The organism is Gemmatimonas sp. (assembly GCF_021298855.1).
GTDB lineage: Bacteria > Gemmatimonadota > Gemmatimonadetes > Gemmatimonadales > Gemmatimonadaceae > Gemmatimonas.
Genome location: NZ_JAJTHI010000022.1, coordinates 21,588 through 41,877, shown reverse-complemented (window position 1 = coordinate 41,877; position 20,290 = coordinate 21,588). Strand labels below are relative to the sequence as shown.

The 20,290-nt window shown below is 68.3% G+C and carries 10 protein-coding genes; 6 read left to right on the top strand and 4 right to left on the bottom strand.

The window, feature by feature from the left end; translation table 11 throughout:
* The first annotated feature begins 13 nt into the window (after positions 1-13).
* The gene (gene pruA, locus LW840_RS08230; protein WP_291276788.1) at positions 14-1,645 is read left to right on the top strand and encodes an L-glutamate gamma-semialdehyde dehydrogenase; all 1,632 of its coding nucleotides are present in this window, start codon (positions 14-16) and stop codon (positions 1,643-1,645) included.
* A gap of 181 nt (positions 1,646-1,826) precedes the next feature.
* Complete coding sequence (locus tag LW840_RS08225; RefSeq protein WP_291260360.1) at positions 1,827-2,783, top strand: PhzF family phenazine biosynthesis protein; 957 nt, start codon at positions 1,827-1,829, stop codon at positions 2,781-2,783.
* 85 nt (positions 2,784-2,868) lie between these two features.
* Here LW840_RS08225 and LW840_RS08220 read toward each other — a convergent pair whose 3' ends face one another.
* A complete protein-coding gene (locus LW840_RS08220; protein WP_291276787.1) occupies positions 2,869-4,125 on the bottom strand; it encodes a GGDEF domain-containing protein in 1,257 nt (418 codons plus the stop codon).
* Positions 4,126-4,244: 119 nt separating this feature from the next.
* Between LW840_RS08220 and gltB the strand changes: the two genes are divergently transcribed.
* A complete protein-coding gene (gltB, locus tag LW840_RS08215; protein ID WP_291267019.1) occupies positions 4,245-8,822 on the top strand; it encodes a glutamate synthase large subunit in 4,578 nt (1,525 codons plus the stop codon).
* Between the two features lie 55 nt (positions 8,823-8,877).
* On the opposite strand, the gene LW840_RS08210 is transcribed toward gltB, so the two are convergent.
* Complete coding sequence (locus LW840_RS08210) at positions 8,878-11,535, bottom strand: hypothetical protein (protein WP_291276786.1); 2,658 nt, start codon at positions 11,533-11,535, stop codon at positions 8,878-8,880.
* A 253-nt stretch (positions 11,536-11,788) separates the two neighbouring features.
* Here LW840_RS08210 and LW840_RS08205 point away from each other — a divergent pair, with 253 nt between their 5' ends.
* From LW840_RS08205 to LW840_RS08195, 3 genes are all read left to right on the top strand, one after another.
* Positions 11,789-13,357 carry an amidohydrolase gene (locus LW840_RS08205; RefSeq protein ID WP_343213644.1) on the top strand — a complete coding sequence of 523 codons (1,569 nt, stop codon included), beginning with the start codon at positions 11,789-11,791 and terminating at the stop codon, positions 13,355-13,357.
* Entirely contained in the window at positions 13,357-14,688 is a 1,332-nt protein-coding gene (locus LW840_RS08200) for an amidohydrolase (RefSeq protein ID WP_291276785.1), read from the top strand. Before LW840_RS08205 ends, LW840_RS08200 begins: the two co-directional genes overlap by 1 nt.
* 252 nt (positions 14,689-14,940) lie before the next feature.
* Positions 14,941-16,398, top strand: a complete 1,458-nt coding sequence (locus LW840_RS08195; RefSeq protein WP_291276784.1) for a pyridoxal-dependent decarboxylase — start codon at positions 14,941-14,943, stop codon at positions 16,396-16,398.
* Positions 16,399-16,410: 12 nt separating this feature from the next.
* Here the strand turns inward: LW840_RS08195 and LW840_RS08190 are convergent, their stop codons facing one another.
* Both LW840_RS08190 and LW840_RS08185 read right to left on the bottom strand, forming a co-directional pair.
* Positions 16,411-17,058: a DedA family protein gene (locus LW840_RS08190; RefSeq protein ID WP_291260367.1), complete on the bottom strand. Its 648-nt coding sequence runs from the start codon at positions 17,056-17,058 to the stop codon at positions 16,411-16,413.
* A gap of 60 nt (positions 17,059-17,118) precedes the next feature.
* Positions 17,119-20,283, bottom strand: a complete 3,165-nt coding sequence (locus LW840_RS08185; protein WP_291269508.1) for an efflux RND transporter permease subunit — start codon at positions 20,281-20,283, stop codon at positions 17,119-17,121.
* Positions 20,284-20,290: the final 7 nt, after the last annotated feature.

Sequence of the window (20,290 nt, the reverse complement as noted above, 5' to 3'; positions counted from 1 at the left end):
TCGGAGACTCACGATGTCCTTTGCTGCCTTCGACGGTACGCGTCGCGTACCGCCTGCGGTCAACGAGCCGGTGCGCGCCTACGCGCCGGGATCCGCCGAACGTGCCTCCCTGCAGACGCGCCTCGAGCAGATGGCCGCCGAGGTGGCCGAAATTCCGGTGGTGATCGGTGGTCGCCGCATTCACACCGGCCTCACCGGCACGGTCCGCATGCCCTGCGATCACCAGCACGTGCTGGCCACGTATCACAAGGCCACGCCCGAGCTGGTCCACGAGGCCATTGCCGCGGCCGCCGCGGCGCGCGCGGAATGGGCCAGCTGGCGCTGGGAGGAGCGGGCCGCCGTCTTCCTGCGGGCGGCCGAGCTGCTCACCACCACATGGCGCAACACGCTGCTGGCTGCCACCATGCTGGGGCAGGCCAAGACGGTGCATCAGGCCGAGATCGATGCCACCTGCGAACTGATCGACTTCTGGCGCTTCAACGTGCAGTTCGCCCAGGAGCTGTACGCGGAGCAGCCGCTCAGCGACCACACGATGTGGAATCAGCTGGACTACCGGCCGCTCGAGGGCTTCGTGTACGCCGTCACGCCCTTCAACTTCACGGCCATTGGCGGCAACCTCCCCGGGGCCCCGGCGCTGATGGGCAACGTGGTGCTCTGGAAGCCCTCGGCGACGGCGCTGCTCTCGAGCTGGTACACGTACCTCCTGCTCGAGGAAGCGGGGCTGCCGAAGGGCGTGATCAACTTCCTCCCCGGCGACGCGGCCATGATCTCCGACATCGCGCTCACGCACCGCGATCTCGCCGGCGTGCACTTCACCGGCTCCACCGGCGTCTTCAGCAGCATGTGGGAGACGGTGGGCAAGAACATGGGCAAGTACCGGTCGTATCCGCGCATCGTGGGGGAAACGGGCGGCAAGGATTTCATCGTGGTGCACCCCAGCGCCGAGCCGCAGGCCGTGGCGGTGGGCATGGTGCGTGGCGCCTTCGAGTACCAGGGGCAGAAGTGCTCGGCGGCGAGCCGGGCCTATGTTCCTGCGTCGCTGTGGCCAACGGTGAAGGAGCGGTGCATCGCGATGATGGCGGAGATGAAGCAGGGGGACACGCGCGACTTCTCCAACTTCGTGGCGGCGGTGATCGATGAGCGCGCGTTCGACCGGCTCGCCGGGGCGATCGACGAGGCGAAGGCCAACGCGACGATCGTGGCCGGCGGGAGCTACGACAAGTCGAAGGGGTGGTTCATCCAGCCCACGATCGTGGAAACGCGGGACCCGAACTACCGCTCGCTGTGCGAAGAGCTGTTCGGCCCGCTGCTCACGGTGTACGTATACGACGATGCGCAGTGGCTGGAGACGCTCGCGCTGGTCGATGGCACGTCGCCCTATGCGCTGACGGGTGCCGTGTTCTCGCGCGACCGGCAGGCGGTGCGGGAAGCCATGACGCACCTGCGCAACGCCGCGGGCAACTTCTACATCAACGACAAGCCCACCGGGGCCGTCGTGGGCCAGCAGCCCTTCGGCGGGGCGCGCGGCTCGGGCACGAACGACAAGGCCGGCAGCAAGTCCAACCTCATGCGCTGGGTGAGCACGCGGACGATCAAGGAGACGTTCTCGCCGCCACTCGACTGGACGTACCCCTTCCTCGGATGATGGACCGCGGGCCGGCCGGTGGCCGGCCCGCTGCGGTTTACGAGGAAGGAAGCAGGGGGAAAGCTGTCAGGGCGCAGGAGGAAGGCGCGCCCCGACGTCCTTCCCCCTGAGTGCCTTCACCCTGCTCCCTCCCTTGTCATACAGGGGCGCGCGCGCAGCGCGCGCCGTCAACCTCATCGCCATGCGCACCCTCCGCTACGTCACCGCCGACGTCTTCACGTCGCAGCCATTCACCGGCAATCAGCTCGCCGTCGTGTTCGGCGCGGAAGGCCTGTCGACAGACACGCTGCAATCCATCACGCGGGAGTTCAATTACTCCGAGACCACGTTCGTGTTCGCGCCGGAGTCGGCGGGCACCACGCGGCGCGTCCGCATCTTTACACCCGGCATGGAAGTGCCGTTCGCCGGGCACCCCACGATTGGCACGGCGCACGTGCTCGTGGCCACCGGCGAGGTGCAGCCCACGGCCGACGCGCTGGCGGCAGGCGAGATGACGGTCGTGCTGGGAGAGAATGTGGGGCCGGTACCGGTACGTATCCGACTGGATGCGGGCGCGCCCACGTGGGCGCAGCTCACCACGGCGCTGTTGCCGGAGGAGCGGGTGGAGGTCACCGACCGCGACGCGATCGCGCACATGCTCTCGCTGGAAGTGACCGACCTGCTGGACGGCGACTACGCCCCTGCCGGCGTGAGCTGCGGCTTACCCTTTCAGATGATTCCACTTGCCAGCGTGGACGCGGTGTCCCGTGCGCGATTGCGCGTGGAGGCGTGGGAGCGGGTGCTTGGCGGGACGTGGGCGGAGTGGCCCATGGTGTTCGCGATGACCGACGGCCGGGACACGCCGGACCTCGCGCCGCATGTGCGCGGGTGCGACGTGCGGGCTCGTGTGTTCGTGCCCAGCGGCGGCGTGCCGGAGGATCCGGCCACGGGATCGGCCAACGCCGCACTGGCCGGGTATCTGGCCGCACGAACACCGCGTGAGGGCACGTTGCGCTGGGAGGTGGCTCAGGGTGTGGAGATGGGCCGCCCGAGCCGCCTGTCCATTGAAGCGGAAAAGCGGCAGGGGGGCATCACCGCGGTGCGCGTAGGGGGGGCCAGCGTCGTCATGGCACAGGGCACCATGACGGTGCCCGACTGACGGTGCCCGACTGACGGGCACGGCGGTACGGAGACGGCCGTTCGGCCGTGTGCGGGGTGCGACCGCTCGCGCCGCAGGCGCGACGTTACGTGGGACCGGGGTGTCCGAGCTTGAGCGCGTCGAGCCCGCGTGACCAGAGCACCACGCGGTTGCGCCCACTGCGCTTCGCGGCATAGAGCGCTTCGTCGGCGCGTGCGCGCAGGTCTTCGGCAATGTCGTCGTTGGGCACGGCGTCGGCCACGACCCCGATGCTCACGGTGAGCATCACGCGCGGCGTTGGCTCCACGAAGGCCCGCCGCCGGAACGCTTCCACGATGCGCAGCGCGAGGTGCTGCGCCCCGTCCATCGAAGTGCTGGGGGCGAGGATCATGAACTCCTCGCCACCCGTCCGTGCCACCACATCGTCGGTCCGCGCGTTGGCGCGCAGCAGTTCACCCACTTCGGCGATGACCCGGTCGCCCACCAGGTGGCCATGGGTGTCGTTGACCACCTTGAAGTGATCGAGGTCGATGGCGAGCAGCGCGACGTCGGTGTTGGCGCGCACCGCCCGCGCGAGTTCCCGGCGGAACTGCTGTTCGAAGCCGCGGCGATTGAAGCACCCCGACAGGGGATCGGTGAGCACGATGCTGGCCAGCTGCGTGCGCATGCGATTGTAGGCCCGGCCCACGGAGGTGATCGCATCGGGCCGCTCGTCGGCGGCCACATCGTAGCTCTCGGAGAAGTCACCCTCTTCGGCCTTCTGAAAGATCGACACCAGCGTGGCGAGTCGTTCCTGCAGGTTGCTTTGCACCCGCGTGAGCAGGAGGGCGCCCGTACTGAAGATCGAGAGCGTGACGAACACCCGGCCCCAACTGACCGGGCTGCCGTGACGCGCGGCGACGTCGTTGAGCAGCAGATACGAGACCGCCGTGGCCACGAGCATGAGCAGCGCCGGCGCGCGCCCGAAGTACACGTGCGTGAGTTGCAGCGAGACGAACGCCAGGAACAGACCGATGGAGTAGTCGTCGGGCTGCGCGAGCAGGAACACGAGCCAGAACACGACGGTCAGGTCGGCGGCCACCATGAGCGTGGAGAGCGTGCGGTCGGCGCGGCGCGCGCGGCGCACGACGGCGCGAATGCCAAGCACCAGCCCGGCGTAGAGCGCCGTGGCGATCGCCAGCACCCAGTCCACGTGCCCCCGCCCGATGGCGAGATCGGCGACCGGCGAGAGCGGCAGCGAACCGCTGACGCGCAGCGCAATCGTGACGAGCCCCGTGACCGCGGCCAGCGCCAGCCGATAGCCGGTCTGCCAGATCAGGATATCGGCGGTGGCCGCCTCCGTGCGCGATCGCTCCGTGTCCATACGGGCAATCGTACTGCCAAACGGCAGTTGGCGAAATGGACGGCTGGTCGCGGACGACCACCGGATGGAACGGGACGGTTCGCAGTATGCTTGGTCCAGGGACCCTTAGCCCGCTGCCGATGCCCCTGCACGACGCCGTTGGTTCGTACTTCGATGACGAGGTTGGTTCGCCGTACGCCCCGCGCGACGCCTGCGGCGTGGGCTTCATCGCCCGCCAAAGTGGCGAGCGCACCCATGAAGTGGTGAGCCTGGCGCTCGAGGCCGCGGCGCGCCTGGCGCACCGTGGCGCCTCCGCCACCGACCACTCCGCCGACGGTGCCGGCCTGCTGACGCAGATCCCCCGTCGTCTGTTCATCCTGGCGACCTCGCGTCTGGGCATTCACCTCCCCGCCGATGCCTCCATTGGCGTGGGGATGTGCTTCCTGCCCACCGAGACGCAGGCGCGCGAGGACGCGATGAGGCTCGTGACCGATGTGCTGCTTGGCGATGGCATTCCGGTGCTGGGCTGGCGCGAGGTACCCATCCGCCCCGAGGTGCTGGGCGCGTCGGCACGGGCCGCGATGCCGATGATCCAGCAGGTGCTCGTGGGGCGCCCTGCCGGCGCCGATGACGACACCTGGGAGCGGCAGCTGTATCTGGCCCGCCGCGAGATGGAGCACCGGGCGCTGGCGCGGGCACTCGAGCCGTTCTACCTCTGCTCGTTGTCCTGCCGCACGGTGGTCTACAAGGGCCTGCTCAATGGCGGGCAGCTGGGCGCATTCTTCCCCGACCTGCGCGACCCCGCCTTCGAGTCGGCGATTGCCGTGTTCCATGAGCGCTACGCGACCAACACGATGCCGCGCTGGGAGTTGGCGCAGCCGTTTCGCATGCTGGCGCACAACGGCGAGATCAACACGCTGTGGGGCAACCGCAACGCCATGGCCATGCGCGGCACCCTGCTGGACGCGCCCGCCTTCGGGGAGCGCGCCGATCGGGTGCGCGACCCGATCCGGCCGCGTGGCAGCGACTCGGCCAGTCTCGACAACGCGCTCGAACTGCTGACGCGCGCCGGCCGCTCGCCGGTGCACGCCACGATGATGCTGGTGCCGCAGGCGTGGGAGAAGTTCCCCGACGTGGAGCCCGCCGTGAAGGCGTTCTACGAGTACCACCAGTGCGTGATCGAGCCGTGGGATGGGCCGGCGGCGCTGGCCTTCAGCGACGGCGTGACCGTGGCCGTGTCGCTCGATCGCAACGGCCTGCGCCCGTGCCGGTACAAGATCCGTGCGGATGGCATGGTGGTCGCGGGATCGGAAGTAGGCATCGTGGACTTCGACCCGCGCGACGTGGTGGAAACCGGCAAGCTCGGGCCGGGCGGCGTGTTCCTCGTGGATACCGTGGGGCAGCGTATCGTGCGCAACATGGCGGCCAAGCGTGAGGTGGCCACGCGCCGCCCCTACGCCAAGTGGATTGCCGCCCACATGGCCACGCTCCCGCCCAGCGACGGCGCCGAGCCGCTCGTGCGGTCGAGCGACCAGCTGCGCGCCACGCAGATGGCCTTCGGCTATGGCCACGAGGACCTGCGCCTGGTGCTCGAGCCCATGGCCAGTACGGCCGCGGAAGTGGTGTGGAGCATGGGCGACGACGCGCCGTTGGCGGTGTTGAGCACCAACACGCCGCCGTTGTACGCCTTCTTCCGGCAGCGGTTCGCGCAGGTGACCAACCCGCCCATGGACTCGCTGCGGGAGAGCATGGTGATGTCACTGCGCATGCACCTGGGGCGACGTGGGTCACCGCTGGTGGAGAAGCCCGCGTACGCGCGCATGCTGCGCATCGAGCATCCGGTGCTGCTCCCGGATGAAATGGCCGCCCTGCGGGCCTTCCCGCAGTTTCCGAGTGCCACGCTCGACGCCACGTACAACGCCCGCTCGCGGTCGGAGGCGCTGGAGGCGGCGCTCGATTCCCTGTGCCGCCGCGCCGAGGTGGCAGCGCGCAAGGGCGCCCGCCTGCTCATCATCAGCGATCGCAAGGTGAGCGCCGACCGCGCACCCATCCCGGCGCTGCTGGCGCTCGGGGCGGTGCGTCAGCATCTCGTCCGTACCGGGCTGCGCGCCCGTGTGGGGCTGGTGGTGGAGGTGGGTGACGCCATGGAGCAGCACCACATGGCGGCGCTCTTCGGCTACGGCGCCGAGGCGGTGCACCCGTGGCTGGCCATGGAAACCGTGGCCACGCTGTTCTCCGAAGCCCACGGCAAAGCCGACGCCGATACCGAGCGCCCCGGGCCGGCGCTGGCGCAGTCCCGCTATCGGGCCGCCGTCGAGAAGGGGCTGCTCAAGGTGCTCGCCAAGATGGGCATCTCCACCCTCTCGTCGTATTGCGGCGCCCAGACCTTCGACGCCCTCGGTCTCGGGGCCGACGTGATCGACCGCTGCTTCGCCGGTACGGCCTCCCCCATTGGCGGCCTGTCGCTGCGCGAGCTGAGCGAGGATGTGCTGCAGCGGCACCGCCGGGCCTTCACGGCCGATGGCGCGCCGCAGGCCGCGCTGCCCGATCACGGGCGCGTGCGATTCCGCAAGGAAGGGGAGGCGCACGCCTGGGCGCCGCCGCACGTGCTCGCGCTGCAACAGGCCGTGGGCAGCGCTCGCGCCGCGAGGGCCGGCACCAACCCCGACGACGCATGGCGCCGCTTTGCCACGCATGCGGACGGCGGTGCGCCGGCCACTGTGCGCGACCTGCTCGCCATTCGTGCCGGAACGCCCATCCCCATCGAGGAGGTGGAGCCGATGGAAGCGATCCGTGCGCGCTTCATCTCGAGCGCCATGTCGTTGGGGGCGCTATCCCCCGAGGCGCACGAAACGCTCACGATGGCCATGAACCGCATGCGGGCGCGGTCGAACAGCGGCGAAGGTGGGGAGGACCCGGCCTTCTACCGCGACACCGGTCCCGATCGCCGGGACAGTCGCATCAAGCAGGTCGCCTCGGCCCGGTTTGGCGTGACCACCGAGTATCTCGTGCGTGCCGAGGAGATCGAGATCAAGATCGTGCAGGGGGCCAAGCCCGGCGAAGGCGGACAGCTGCCGGGACACAAGGTCACGGCGCTCATCGCGCGACTGCGCCACAGCACGCCGGGAGTCGGCCTCATCTCGCCGCCGCCCCATCACGACATTTACAGCATCGAGGATCTCGCCCAGCTGGTGCACGACCTCAAGACCGTCAATCCCCGCGCGCGCGTGGGGGTGAAGCTCGTCGCGGAGAGTGGCGTGGGCACGGTGGCGGCCGGTGTGGCCAAAGCCTTTGCCGACTACGTGCTCATTGCCGGGCACAACGGCGGCACCGGCGCGAGTCCGCTTTCGAGTATCAAGCACGCGGGCTCGCCGTGGGAGCTGGGACTGGCCGAAGCGCAGCAGGTGCTGGTGGCGAACGGCCTGCGGCATCGTGTCGAAGTCCGGGTCGACGGCGGGCTCAAGACGGCCCGTGACGTGATCATTGCCGCACTCCTGGGCGCGGAGTCGTACGGATTCGGCACCGCGCCGCTGGTGGCCATGGGCTGTGACATGGCGCGTCAGTGCCATCTCAATACCTGTCCCACCGGCATCGCCACCCAGCGGGAAGACCTGCGCGCCAAGTTCCGTGGCACGCCCGAGCAGGTCATCGCGTATTTCTCCCGCATCGCGGAGGATGTGCGCACGGAGCTCGCGCTGTTGGGTGCGCGCGCGCTGTCGGAGATCATCGGGCAGGTGGAACGACTGCAGCGCGCGGAGCGTCCCGAACTGCCGCGCTCGACCATGCTCGACCTGTCGCTGGTGCTGGGTTCACCCCGCCGGACCGACGAGGCACGCGTGCGCACGACCGAGCGCAACGTGCGTCCGGGTACGGTGGAGTTGGACGAGCGGATCCTCGCCGATCTGGGCGACGGCCTCGTGAACGGGGCCTCCTTCCGCGGCAGCTATGACATTCGCAATCACCATCTCACGGTGGGAGCACGGGTGTCGGGGGCGCTGGCGGAGCGGTTCGGCGACGCGGGGTTGCCGCCGGGTACGGTCCACCTCGCGTTTCAGGGGAGCGCCGGACAGAGCTTCGGGGCCTTCGGCATACGGGGCATGCGTTTCGAGCTCGAGGGCGAAGCCAACGACTACGTGGGCAAGGGGCTCAACGGCGCGGAGATCACCGTGCGCCCCTTCCGCAATGCCCGCTATCGGGGGGCCAGCCATCTCAACATGATCCTCGGCAATACGGTGCTGTACGGCGCGACCGATGGCCTGCTCTGCGCCGCCGGTCAGGCGGGCGATCGGTTCGCGGTGCGCAATTCCGGGGCGTGCGCCGTGGTGGAAGGGGTGGGCAACCACGCGTGCGAGTACATGACGGGGGGCGTGGTCACGGTTTTGGGTCGCGCCGGGCGCAACTTCGGCGCGGGAATGTCGAACGGCGTGGCTTATGTGTTCGACGAGTCGGACACGTTCGCGAGCCGGCTGAATCATGAGATGGTGCTGCTGGCCGACCTGGATGGTGACGACACGCTACTGGTCACGCAGCTGCTGCGGTTGCACATCGCGGGCACGGGCAGTGCCCGCGCCCGCTGGATTCTGAACGACTGGGAGCACCAGCACGGACGCTGGCGCAAGGTGAAGCCGCGCGGGGCGGGTGAACATGTGGCGCGGGTTCGCGCCACGTGGCTGGCGCGCGTGGCGGCGCTGGCCCCCGCCGGGGGCGTACCGGCGTAGCGGCATTCCCCCGCGTTCGCCCGCACGGCGCGCGCGGGGGAGGCTGGGGCCGGGGTCAGATCGGCGCGTCGAGGTAGAGGTCGAGCCGCCAGCCCCTGTTGGGATAGAGCCCCCGCGCGATGTCGAAGCGCATGAGACCATCGAGCGCGCCGAAGCCGAGGCCCGCCCCCCGCTGCGGCTGGACCTGCCCAAACGTCCTGCGACTGCCGGCCCAGCCCACGTCGAAGAAGGCGACGGGCCGGATGGCGCCACCCCGCGTGCCCAATTCGGCGCGGCTGTACCAGAAGGCATCCCCGGTTTGCGTGCCCGGCAGCTGCCCACGCACCGTGCGCAGACCGCCCACGGCATACCCGCGCTGGAAGGGCACCCGCCCCATGGAACTGCCGATGGCCCCGGTGAGGGCCGCGGCCGCACGGCCGAACAGCGGACGGGAGATGGTGCTCTCGAACGACCCGCGCGCGTACTCGAAGGTGCCCGTTGCGGCCTCGGCCCGCGTGGTGCCGACAAGCCGCACCCCGCCTGGCCGGTCGAGAAACGCCCGCGACCAGGTCGCACTCACCCCGGCGAAATCGCCCGGCTCCGCCTGCAGGAAGCTGGCGAAGCGCCGCCCGTTCAAGGCACGCGCGAACGAGAAGGTGTTGACCACCGAGCTGTCGCCCGCTGTCCACTGCCGCTCGACGAACAGCCGGTACTCGAGTGCCCCGCGACGCTGCTCGCGCCGCTCGCCCAGTTCGATGCCGTAGTTGCGATAGTAGAAGCCTTCGTCACGCCCGTAGAGCAGTGCCGGCAGCGACGTCCCGAAGGTGAGGGCACCGGCCCATTCGGGATTGAGCGCCGACAACCGGTGATAGACCCCGGCGGTGATGGTGCGCGCCCCGTTGGTGCGACTGAGCGCGAGCTCGCCGTTGACATGCAGGTCGGCGTGCCCAATGCGTCCCACGCCGCGCAAGGCGTACCCCGCCCCCAGCACCTGCTTCACTTCCACACCACCCGACAGCCCTTCGATGCGGTTGTAGCGGAACAGGTCACTGCCGGTACGAATGGTGGGGCGCTGCGGCGCCCACGGCACCTGCAGGTCCATACTGAGCGCACGGGCCAGCTGTTCGGCGCTGCGGAGGTCGAACAGCGCTTCGTCACTGGCCGTTGCCGCCGGAAGCGCCGCGGACGTGGCCAGCCGGTCCATGTCGCAAGGCAGGTCGTAGGCGATACGCAGTGAGCGCTCGTACCGCTCCTCGACCCTGGTCCACGTGCTGTCGGTACGACACTGGGTCACCTTGCCGCGGCCATACTTGCGCTGTTCGACCGAGTCGCGCGCGGCCGAATCGGTGGGGGGCCGACGGCGCCCCCCACCGGCCGCGATGGTCACCTCCACGTCGTTGTCGAGGTCGACGTCGATGGAGTCGGGGCTCGGGGTTGCCTCGAAAGGATTGCGCGCCGGTGGCAGGGTCGCGAGGGTGAAGTCCCCGTCCACGTCCTCGTACGTGAACTTCTCGTCGATGCGGAACGGCATCCGCATGAACATCACGTCCGCGCTGGCCGTGGCGCTGTGCGCGCGCGGCAGCCAGAACTTGCCCTTGTAGAGGGCGTACTCCACGGTGCTGGCATCGAGCTTGGCGCGCATGGGGCGCATGGTGGCGCTCACCCACGCCGGCACTTCCTCGTCGTCGCCGTCCTCTCCTCCGCCACGGCTGGCGGACGCCTGCACCCGGGCCCGCTGCAGGCTGTCCTTGACGTACAGGTCGCGCGGCAGGCGGGCCCGCAGCACGGAATCCCGGACCGGGTCGAGGGTGGCGTTCTCCTGCAGATCCTTCTTGATCTCCTCGTTTGCCACCCCCCAGATGTCGATGTCGGTGGCGAGGCGATAGGCGGCGCGCACGAGCTGCCCGCCGTCGCGGTCGAACCAGAACGACCCCACGAAGGTGCGCCAGTCGGGTTTGCGGGCCGTGATGCGCAGCTCGCGCAACTTGATCACCCGTCCGTCCGGCAGCGTGATGTCGGCCGAATCACCGATGTCGTAGCGATAGTATCGCTCCGCGCCGCGCGCGAGCGGGTGAATGATGTCGCGATCATCCACCTCGGTCTTCACGCGACCGAAGTCGGATGAGGGGAACCAGAGCTGCTCACGCCCGGGGAAGTACGGAATGGACACGGCCGAAACGAAATCTCCGGCGACCTCGCTGGCCATCGGCACGGTCATGCGGGACCCGACGGGGCGGACCCGCACCCCCACGTCACGGCGCCAGGAAATCTCGGCGACGTTGTCCCCACGGAAGAGGAGTTTTTCGAGCCCGAGCCGCCGGGCCCCCAGATGCACCGACATGCGCTGGGTGGTCGTGGCGCGGTAGGAGCGCAGCGCGCTGTCCTGCCGCTCGCGGGCGTCGCGGGCGCGATCGAACACGGCACGGGCATCGGGGCTGCCGAAGGCCGACAAGGCAGCCTCCGCCGCGAGCCGGGCCCGTGTGGCGCTGTCCCCACCGAGCCGTTGCCGGTTGATCGCGCGGGCATCGCGCACGACCTCGCGCACCGCCCGTCGCTGCGCGTCCGTCAGCGTGTCGCCGCGGGCAGTACTGTCACGGCCGGCCGGCCGCCTCGGGGAAGCCTGCGCACGCAGACCGGCGGGCAGCAGAGCGACGGCGAACAGCAGTCCGGCAAGGAAAGGGCGGTACATGGGAACGGAGAGGAGATACGGGGAGAGTCCGAACAGCTGGCGCACGCCGCCGGGTGAATGGCCCAACGAGGACTACGGGCGCTTCCCGCGAGCGGTTTCCTTCCCCGAAACGTAACTTCGGACAGTTGGACCCCGGCTCGACGCCTTTCGTTTCAGGAGATCTCCCGTGCGCTTCCGCCCGCAATTGGTTCGTTCGTCCCGACAGCACGCGGCCGTGGCCGCGCTCTCCTCCCTCGCTGCCCTGGCGGCACTGCCAGGCGCCGCTGGCGCACAGGAGCCGTCGCCCGCTCCCGCCACCATGCAGGTGGCCGCCGCCGACCCGCGCCTGGCCAAGCTCAAGGAAGAGGCCCTGCAGATGGTGCAGGGGCGCGCCAAGCAGGTGCAGGAAATCGTGGACATGCTCTTCTCCTTCCAGGAGCTCGGATTCCAGGAATGGGAGTCGCAGAAGTACCTGACCACGCTGCTCGAGAAGGAAGGCTTCAAGATCGAGAAGGGGGTCGCCGGCATTCCCACGGCGTGGACCGCCAAGTGGAGCTACGGCACCGGCAAGCCGGAGATTTCGCTGGGCTCCGACGTGGATGGCATTCCCCAGGCCAGCAACAAGCCCGGGGTGGGCTACAAGGACCCCATGGTCGTGCAGGGCCCCGGCCACGGTGAAGGACACAACGCGGGGCAGGCGCTCAATGTCGTGGCCGCGATCGTGGTGAAGCAGCTCATGCAGCGCGACAAGATCAACGGCACCCTGTTGCTCTGGCCCGGCATTGCCGAGGAGCAGATGGCGGGCAAGGCGTTCCTGGTGCGCGCCGGCATCTTCAAGAACACCGATGTCACGCTGTTCACGCACGTGAGCAACGACCTCGGCGTGCAGTGGGGCGCGAGCGGATCGAGCGCCCTCATTTCCGCTGAGTTCCGCTTCAAGGGGTCCAGCGCGCACGCGGCCGGCGCACCCTGGCGCGGCCAGTCGGCGCTGGATGCCGTGATGCTCATGGCGCAGGGATGGGAGTACCGCCGTGAACACCTGCGCCTGCAGCAGCGCTCGCACTACGTGATCAAGGATGGCGGTGATCAGCCGAACGTCGTGCCGAGCACTGCCAGCATCTGGTTCTACTTCCGTGAGCAGGACTACCCGCGCACGATGGAGCTGTTCGACACGGGCAAGCGCATCGCGCAGGGCGCCGCGATGATGACCGACACGAAGCTCGACACGGTGATGATCCTGGGTTCCGGCTGGTCGGCGCACTTCAGCAAGCCGGTGGCGGAGGCCATGCACCAGAACATCCAGACGGTGGGCATGCCGGTGTGGGACGACAAGGACCAGACCCTCGCCAAGGGGATCCAGCGGGAACTGGGTCAGCCGGACTTCGGCCTGTCGAGCGAAGTGAACAAGCAGCTGCGTGGATCGGAGACGCCGCAGAACTGGATGGGCGGTGGCTCCGACGACATCGGCGACATTGCGTGGAACGTGCCCACGGTCACGCTGCGCTTCCCCTCCAACATTCCGTCGCTGCCTGGGCACAACTGGGCGAACGCCATCTCCATGGCCACGCCCATTGCGCACAAGGGAGCCCTGGCCGGCGCCAAGGTGCAGGCGCTCACGCTGCTCGACATCCTGCTCACCCCCAAGGTGGTGACGGACGCGTGGGACTACTTCAAGAACGTGCAGACCAAGACGGTGAAGTACCAGCCGTTCATCCGCCCGTCGGACCAGCCGCCCATCTGGCTCAACGCCGACATCATGGCGAAGTACAAGCCGCAGCTGCAGAAGTTCTACTACGATCCCTCCAAGTACAAAACCTATCTCGAGCAGCTGGGGATCGAGTATCCCACGGTACGCCCCATCGAAGCCAAGCCGAAGGGGAACAACTGATGCGTCGGACCACGCGGCGTACCGCGACAGCTGTCCTGCTGCTGTTGCTGCCGCTCCCTGCCGCGGCGGCGCAGCAGCCCCCGTTCAATGCCGCCCTGCAGGCGGAGATCGACCGTCGCACCACCGCCATCGCCGGCAAGGTCACGGCATGGCGGCACGACATTCACCAGCACCCCGAACTCGGGTATCAGGAAAAGCGCACGGCGGCGCTGGTGGCTGCCCACCTCAAGTCGCTGGGCATGGAGGTACAGGAGAACGTGGGCGGGATTCCCGGCGTCGTGGGCATCCTCAAGGGTGGCAAGCCTGGCCCCACGGTGGCGCTGCGCGCCGACATGGATGCGCTGCCGGTCACCGAGGCGGTGGATGTGCCGTACAAGAGCATGGTGCGCACGGTGTACAACGGCGTTGAGACCGGCGTCATGCACGCCTGCGGCCACGACATGCACACCGCCATGCTCATGGGGACTGCCGAAGTCCTTGCGGGCCTTCGGGCGCAGCTGCCGGGCACGGTGAAGTTTCTCTTCCAGCCGGCCGAGGAAGTGCCGCCGCGCGGCGGTGCCCAGCCCATGATCGAGGCCGGCGTGATGAACGGCGTCGATGGCGTCTTCGGGCTGCACGTGGGGCCGGGGCCGCTGGGGGCCATGAGCTTCCGCAGCGGGTCGATCAGCGCCGCCTCCGACAGCTGGAAGATCATCGTGCGCGGCAAGCAGGGACATGGTGCGTTTCCCTCCACCACCGTTGACCCGATCGTGGTGAGCGCCGAGATCGTGTCGGCGCTGCAAACCATTGTGTCGCGTTCACTCGACCTCACGACTGGTCCGGCCGTCGTGACCGTGGGGGCCATTCACGGCGGCCTGCGCGAGAACATCATCCCCGATTCGGTGTGGATGATCGGCACCATCCGCACCTTCGATCCCAAGGCACGGGAGCTGGTGGGGCAGCGCATGAAGCAGCTGGCGCAGAACATCGCCGAAGCGCACGGTGCCACCGCGCAGGTGGATGTGGTGTTGGGCTACGGCAGCACGATCAACAACACCGCCATGGTGTCACGCTTTTCGCAGACGCTCAAGCGCGTGGGGACCCCGGCCGGGGTCTTCGAGAACAAGTCGGGGAGCATGGCTGGTGAGGACTTCTCGCGTTTCGCCGAGAAAGCCCCCGGGTTCTTCTTCAACTTGTCCGTCACCCCGCCCTCGGTGGACCTGTTCGGCGTGGCAAGCAACCATTCCCCGCTCTTCCAGGGTGACGACAACGCGCTGCCCGTGGGCGTGCGCGCCATGAGCACGCTGGCGGTGGAGTTTCTGGTGTCAGGCGGAGTCCCCCGCATCCCCTGACCAAGGGCTCGGATGTCGGATGCGTTCGGATGTCGGATGCGTTCGGATGTCGGACCGATGCCCGAAGCCGGACGTGGGACGGTTGTCCGAGATCGGAAGTCGGAGGTGTTTGGGCTACCGACGCACGCGAGTCATCGGTTGGGGCCTTGCGGGTAGCCATCCCACCTCGGACCTCCGACAGCAGTCCCGACGCCGATTTCCGGCATCCATCCGACCTCCGATGAATCCGGGCAGTTCCTGCTAAGTTGAGGCATGTCCACGCCACCACTGACCGGGGACCTGTCCCCCGCGGAGTTTCGCACCGCCGCCCACGCCGCGATCGAATGGATTGCCGAGTACCTCGAATCGAGCGGTCAGTATCCGGTGCGCAGCCGCGTGCGCCCCGGCGACATCCGGGAGGCGCTCCCCCCATCGCCTCCCGTGCGTGGGGAGCCACTCGAGGCGATGCTGCGCGACTTCATCAGCACCATCGTCCCCGGTATCACCCATTGGAATCACCCGGCGTTCTTCGCCTACTTCGCCAACTCGGGCGCGTACCCGGGTATCCTTGGCGAACTGCTGGCCGCCGGCCTGAACGCCAACGGTATGCTCTGGATCACCAGTCCGGCCGTCACGGAGCTCGAGCAGGTCACACTCGACTGGCTGCGGCAGCTCATGGGGTTGGGCGACGGGTGGTTCGGTGAGATCACCGACACGGCGAGCGTGAGCACCTTCTACGCACTGGCGGCGGCCCGGGAACGCACCGGCCTGGACGTGCGCAGCAAAGGCATGGCGGCCCGCTCCGACCTGCCGCGCCTGCGGGTTTACTGCAGCGAGCACGCGCACTCGTCGATCGACAAGGCGGTCATCGCGCTGGGGCTCGGGCACGACAACCTGGTCAAGATCGCCACCGACACACAGTTCCGCCTGCGTGCCGACGCCCTGGAGGCGGCGCTCGCGGCCGACGTGGCGGCCGGCTATCGCCCCATGGCCGTGGTGCCCTGTGTGGGGACCACCGGCATGACCAGCATCGATCCGGTGCCCGAGGTGGTACGCACGGCCCGGCGCTTCGGGTGCTGGGTGCATGTGGACGCTGCCTACGCCGGCGTGGCCGCCATCGTGCCGGAGCTGCGCTATGTGCTCGACGGTGTGGACGGCGCCGACTCGCTGGTGGTGAACCCGCACAAGTGGCTGTTCACCCCGATGGACTGCTCGGTGCTGTACACGCGCGATCCACAGTCCCTCAAGCAGGCGTTCGCGCTGTTGCCGGAGTATCTCGTCACCGCCACGACGAGTGAGACCGTGAACCTGATGGACTATGGCATACAGTTGGGGCGGCGCTTCCGCTCACTCAAGCTGTGGATGGTGCTGCGGGCCTACGGCCGCGACGGACTCGCCGAGCGGATCCGGCACCAGTGCGAGCTGGCGCGCGAGTTCGCCGGCATGGTGCACTTCGAGGGTGGCTGGGAGCTGATGGCCCCGGTGACGTTGTCGCTGGTCTGCTTTCGGCGCGTGCCACCCGGTGCCGACGAAGCGGCGATCGCCGGGCTCAACGCCCGCATCATGGAACGGGTCAACGCGCGCGGAGCGGTCTACCTGTCACACACCAAGCTTGGCGAGCAGTACACGTTGCGTCTGGCCATTGGCAACATCCGCACCGATCGCCAGCACATCGCGCTGGCGTGGCGCGAGCTGCGGGCCGCAGCCGCGGAAATCGAAGGGGGCGCATAGCGCCCTGTGGCGCTACGCGTCGTGGCGGGACGCGTCGAGCGCGCGCTGTACCATGGCGCGCCGCTCGGCCTTCCGCTCTCGCCGCCGGCGCTGCCAGCGCAGGAAGGCGAAGACGGCCACGGTCACGATCACCGCGCCGACGATCTCGCCCACCTTGCTGAGATGCCCAATGGCCTGCACAGCCGCTTCCCCGGCCACATAGCCCACGGCGGTGAACACCGCGGTCCAGGCGATGGACCCGAGCAGTGATATCGGGAGATACAGGTACAGGGGCATGCGCGCCGCCCCGCACGCCATGGGCAGCACGATGCGCAGCCCGAAGGCGAAGCGAACCAGGAACGACGCGGTGACCGGATTGCGGCGTACCACGCGCAGTGCCACGGTACCGGTGGCGCGTGTGCGCGGAAAGCGTCGCCGAATGGCCTCCCACTTGAGGCGCCCGACCGTGTACAGCAGCGCGGTGGCAATCCATCCGCCCAGCGTGATCGCCAGGAGCAGCGGCACGAGGCGCAGTTCCTTCTCGTGCACGGCGATGCCACCGAAGATCGGCGCCAACTCCTCCGTGAGAATCGCCGACGCGCCGAGGACGATGTACGTCCACGGCGCGTCGGTCAGCATGGAAAGCCAGGAGGCTTCAGCAACGAGGAGAGAAACCGGCACGCGCATACGTTGCTAATCTAACGCGCACCGGTCTGCTCTCGTCACGCCGTGGCCCTCGAGTCAGTCACCGGCTTCGGGCACCGGCATTTCGAAGGTGCGGAACTCCCCGGTGCGTGGCGGCGTGAGCCCGACCATGCGCGACAGGCGCGTGCGCCAGCGATCGAAGATCTCGTAGAAGGTGGGGATCACGAGCAGCGTGAGCACGGTGCTGGTGATCACGCCGCCGATCACGGCGACCCCCAGTGGGGCACGGAATTGCGCGCCTTCTCCCCGTCCCAGTGCGACCGGTACCATGCCGGCGATGAGCGCGAAGGTCGTCATGAGGATGGGGCGCAGCCGAATGGCGCCTGCCTCGATGAGTGCCTCGCGCAGGGGCATGCCGTTCTTTTCGCGCGCCCACTTGGCGAAGTCGATGAGCAGGATGGCGTTCTTGGCCACGATGCCGCACAACAGGATCACCCCGATGAGGCTCATGAGGTTGATCGTGTTGCCGGTGAGCGCCAGCGCTCCCATGACGCCGATGAGCGAGAGCGGCAGGGAAATGAGGATGGAGATCGGATCCAGAAAGGAGCCGAACTGCACCACCAGAATGAGGTACATGAGCGTCACCGCCACGCCAAGCGCGATGAAGATGCTGCTGAAGACCTCCTGCTGCTGCTCCACCTGGCCTCCGCTCGACACCGAGATGCCCGGCGGCAGGGTGATGTTCGCCAGCCCCTTCTCGATGTCGGCCTGCACTTCGCTGAGCGAACGCCCGGCGATGTTCGCCTCCACCTTGATCACGTTGTCGCGATTGAGGTGGTTCACGATGGCCGGCCCGAGTTCGCTCTTGATGCGCGCCACCTGCTGCAGCGGAATGAGCGCCCCATTGGCCCCCTGCCCCACGGCAATCGGCAACTGCGCGAGATCGGCGCCACGCGCACGCGCTTCCGGGGCGAGCCGCACCATGACCTTGCGCGTTTCGTTGGTGGGATCCACCCAGTCACCGGCATCGAGGCCGGCGAACGCCGGACGAATGGCGGTGGCCACCTGCCCCACACTCACGCCCAGGGCGCCGGCGAGGCCGCGATCCACCTGCACGGTGAGTTCCGGCTTCTGCCCCTTGGTGCTGAGCGCCACGTCGACCGCCCCCGGGGTTCCCTTCATGACCGCCAGGTATTGATCGGCGGTCTTCTGCAGCGCGTCCTTGTTGTTGCCGCGCAGCTCCAGCGAGATCTGCTTCTGCTGGCCCGCGAAGTCGTTGGTGTACAGCGAGACGGACGCACCGCCGATCCCCGCCACTTCCTTGCGCATCACGTCGCCCAGCGCCTCGGCCGAGAGCTGTCCGTCCTTGAGGCGCTCGCCCTTGGGACGGAGCTTGAGATACACGCTGGCCTTGTCCACGGCGCCGCTCGCCCCGCCGGCCGTCACGAAGCTGTACAGCACTTCCGGATGCCGGGACGGATCGGCCAGGCGAATGGCCTCCGAGACCTTCTGCCGCAGGTAGTCCACGTTGGCGCCCGGCGGGGTTTCCACCGTCATGTTGAGTTCGGCGTTGTCCTCGAGCGGGAAGAAGCCGCCCCCCACGAAACCGAGCGCCGGCATGGCGAGGGCAAACAGGAAGGTCCCCACCGCCAGCGACACCATGCTCTTGGGATGATCGAGGGCCCAGCCGATGAGGCGCCGATAGCCGGCGGCCAGACCGTTGAACCAGTGGTTGAACTTGTCCAGCTGCTTCGTGATCCAGCTCTTCTGGTGCTCCTCGAGATGCGGATCGGGCCAGTAGGCCGACAGCATGGGGTCGAGCGAGAAGGACACGAAGAGCGACACGAGCACCGAACAGGCGATGGTGAGCGCGAACGGCTTGAACCATTGCCCCGACTCTCCTTCGAGGAAGGCGATGGGGACGAACACCGCCACGATGGAGAACGTGGTCGCGGCCACCGCGAGGCCGATTTCGTCGGTGCCCTCCCGCGCGGCGGTGTAATGATCCTTCCCCATCTCCACGTGCCGCACGATGTTCTCTCGCACGACGATGGCGTCGTCGATGAGAATGCCGATGGCGAGCGACAGCCCGAGCAGCGACATCGTGTTGAGCGTGAAGCCGAAGGCCCACACCGCCACGAAGCTGGCCAGCACCGACACCGGCAGGGCAAGCCCCGTAATGACCGTGGAGCGCCACGAGTTGAGGAACAGGAACACCACGAGCACCGTGAGCACGGCCCCTTCGATGAGGGCGCTCTGCACGTTGTTCACGGAGTTGGTGACACGCTGCCCCTTGTTCTTGATCACGGCCAGCGTGGCACCCTGCTGCGCCATGACCTTCTCCAGGGTGCCCACCTTCGCGAGAATCGCTTCGGCGACCGCGGTGGTGCTGTACCCCTTGGTCTTCTTGATCTCGATGCCGACGGCATCCTTGCCGTTGTAGAGCGCGAGCGTCCGCTGCTCCTCGATCCCGTCCTCGGCCGTTGCCACGTCGCCGAGGCGCACGACCCGCCCGCCCTTCTCGGCGACCACGAGGGCCATGAAGTCCTGCGGACCATCGAGGCGACCGCGCAGGCGGATGGTGCGCTCATCCAGCGCGCCGTTCACCCGTCCCACCGGCACCGCGAGGTTTCCCTGCTGCAGCGCCAACACCACCTGCGGCACCGAGATCCCGGCCGACAGCAGCCGCTGCGGGTCGAGATTGACGGTGAGTTCCCGCTTCACCGAACCGGTCACCGACACGTCGGCCACGCCGGGAATGGCGCGCAGTTCCCGCGTGATGCCGGGGTCGGCCAGCAGCGTGAGCTGCGCGGGTGACAGCGTGGTGGACGAGAGCCCCAGCGTCACGATGGGAGCGTCCGTGGGATTGAACTTGCGCAGGATCGGTTCTTCGATTTCCTGCGGCAGGTCCTGTCGCTTGGTGCCGATGGCGTCGCGGATCTCCTGCGAGGCCTCCTGCAGATCCTTCGAGTACACGAAGGTGGTGATGATCTGCGCAAAGCCGTCGCGCGCCTCGCCCTCCATCTTCTTCACGCCGGAGATGGACTGGATGGCTTCCTCGATCGGCTCGAGGACCTCACGTTCCACCTGCTCCGGCGAGGCGCCGGGATAGATGACCGTCGTGAGCACGACCGGCGGCTGCACCTCGGGGAACTCGTCGGTCTGCAGCTGGAACAGCGCGACCAGCCCGAACCCCACGAGGGCCAGCATGGCCACCACGGTGATCAGTGGCCGCTTGATCGCGAAATCGGAAATGAACATGGGTGCC

Excerpts from the sequence above, each read along its gene's own strand:
- pruA (WP_291276788.1), top strand. The coding sequence starts at position 14 with ATGTCCTTTGCTGCCTTCGACGGTACGCGTCGCGTACCGCCTGCGGTC.
- LW840_RS08225 (WP_291260360.1), top strand. The coding sequence starts at position 1,827 with ATGCGCACCCTCCGCTACGTCACCGCCGACGTCTTCACGTCGCAGCCA.
- LW840_RS08220 (WP_291276787.1), bottom strand. The coding sequence starts at position 4,125 with ATGGACACGGAGCGATCGCGCACGGAGGCGGCCACCGCCGATATCCTG.
- gltB (WP_291267019.1), top strand. The coding sequence starts at position 4,245 with ATGCCCCTGCACGACGCCGTTGGTTCGTACTTCGATGACGAGGTTGGT.
- LW840_RS08205 (WP_343213644.1), top strand. The coding sequence starts at position 11,789 with ATGCAGGTGGCCGCCGCCGACCCGCGCCTGGCCAAGCTCAAGGAAGAG.
- LW840_RS08200 (WP_291276785.1), top strand. The coding sequence starts at position 13,357 with ATGCGTCGGACCACGCGGCGTACCGCGACAGCTGTCCTGCTGCTGTTG.
- LW840_RS08195 (WP_291276784.1), top strand. The coding sequence starts at position 14,941 with ATGTCCACGCCACCACTGACCGGGGACCTGTCCCCCGCGGAGTTTCGC.
- LW840_RS08185 (WP_291269508.1), bottom strand. The coding sequence starts at position 20,283 with ATGTTCATTTCCGATTTCGCGATCAAGCGGCCACTGATCACCGTGGTG.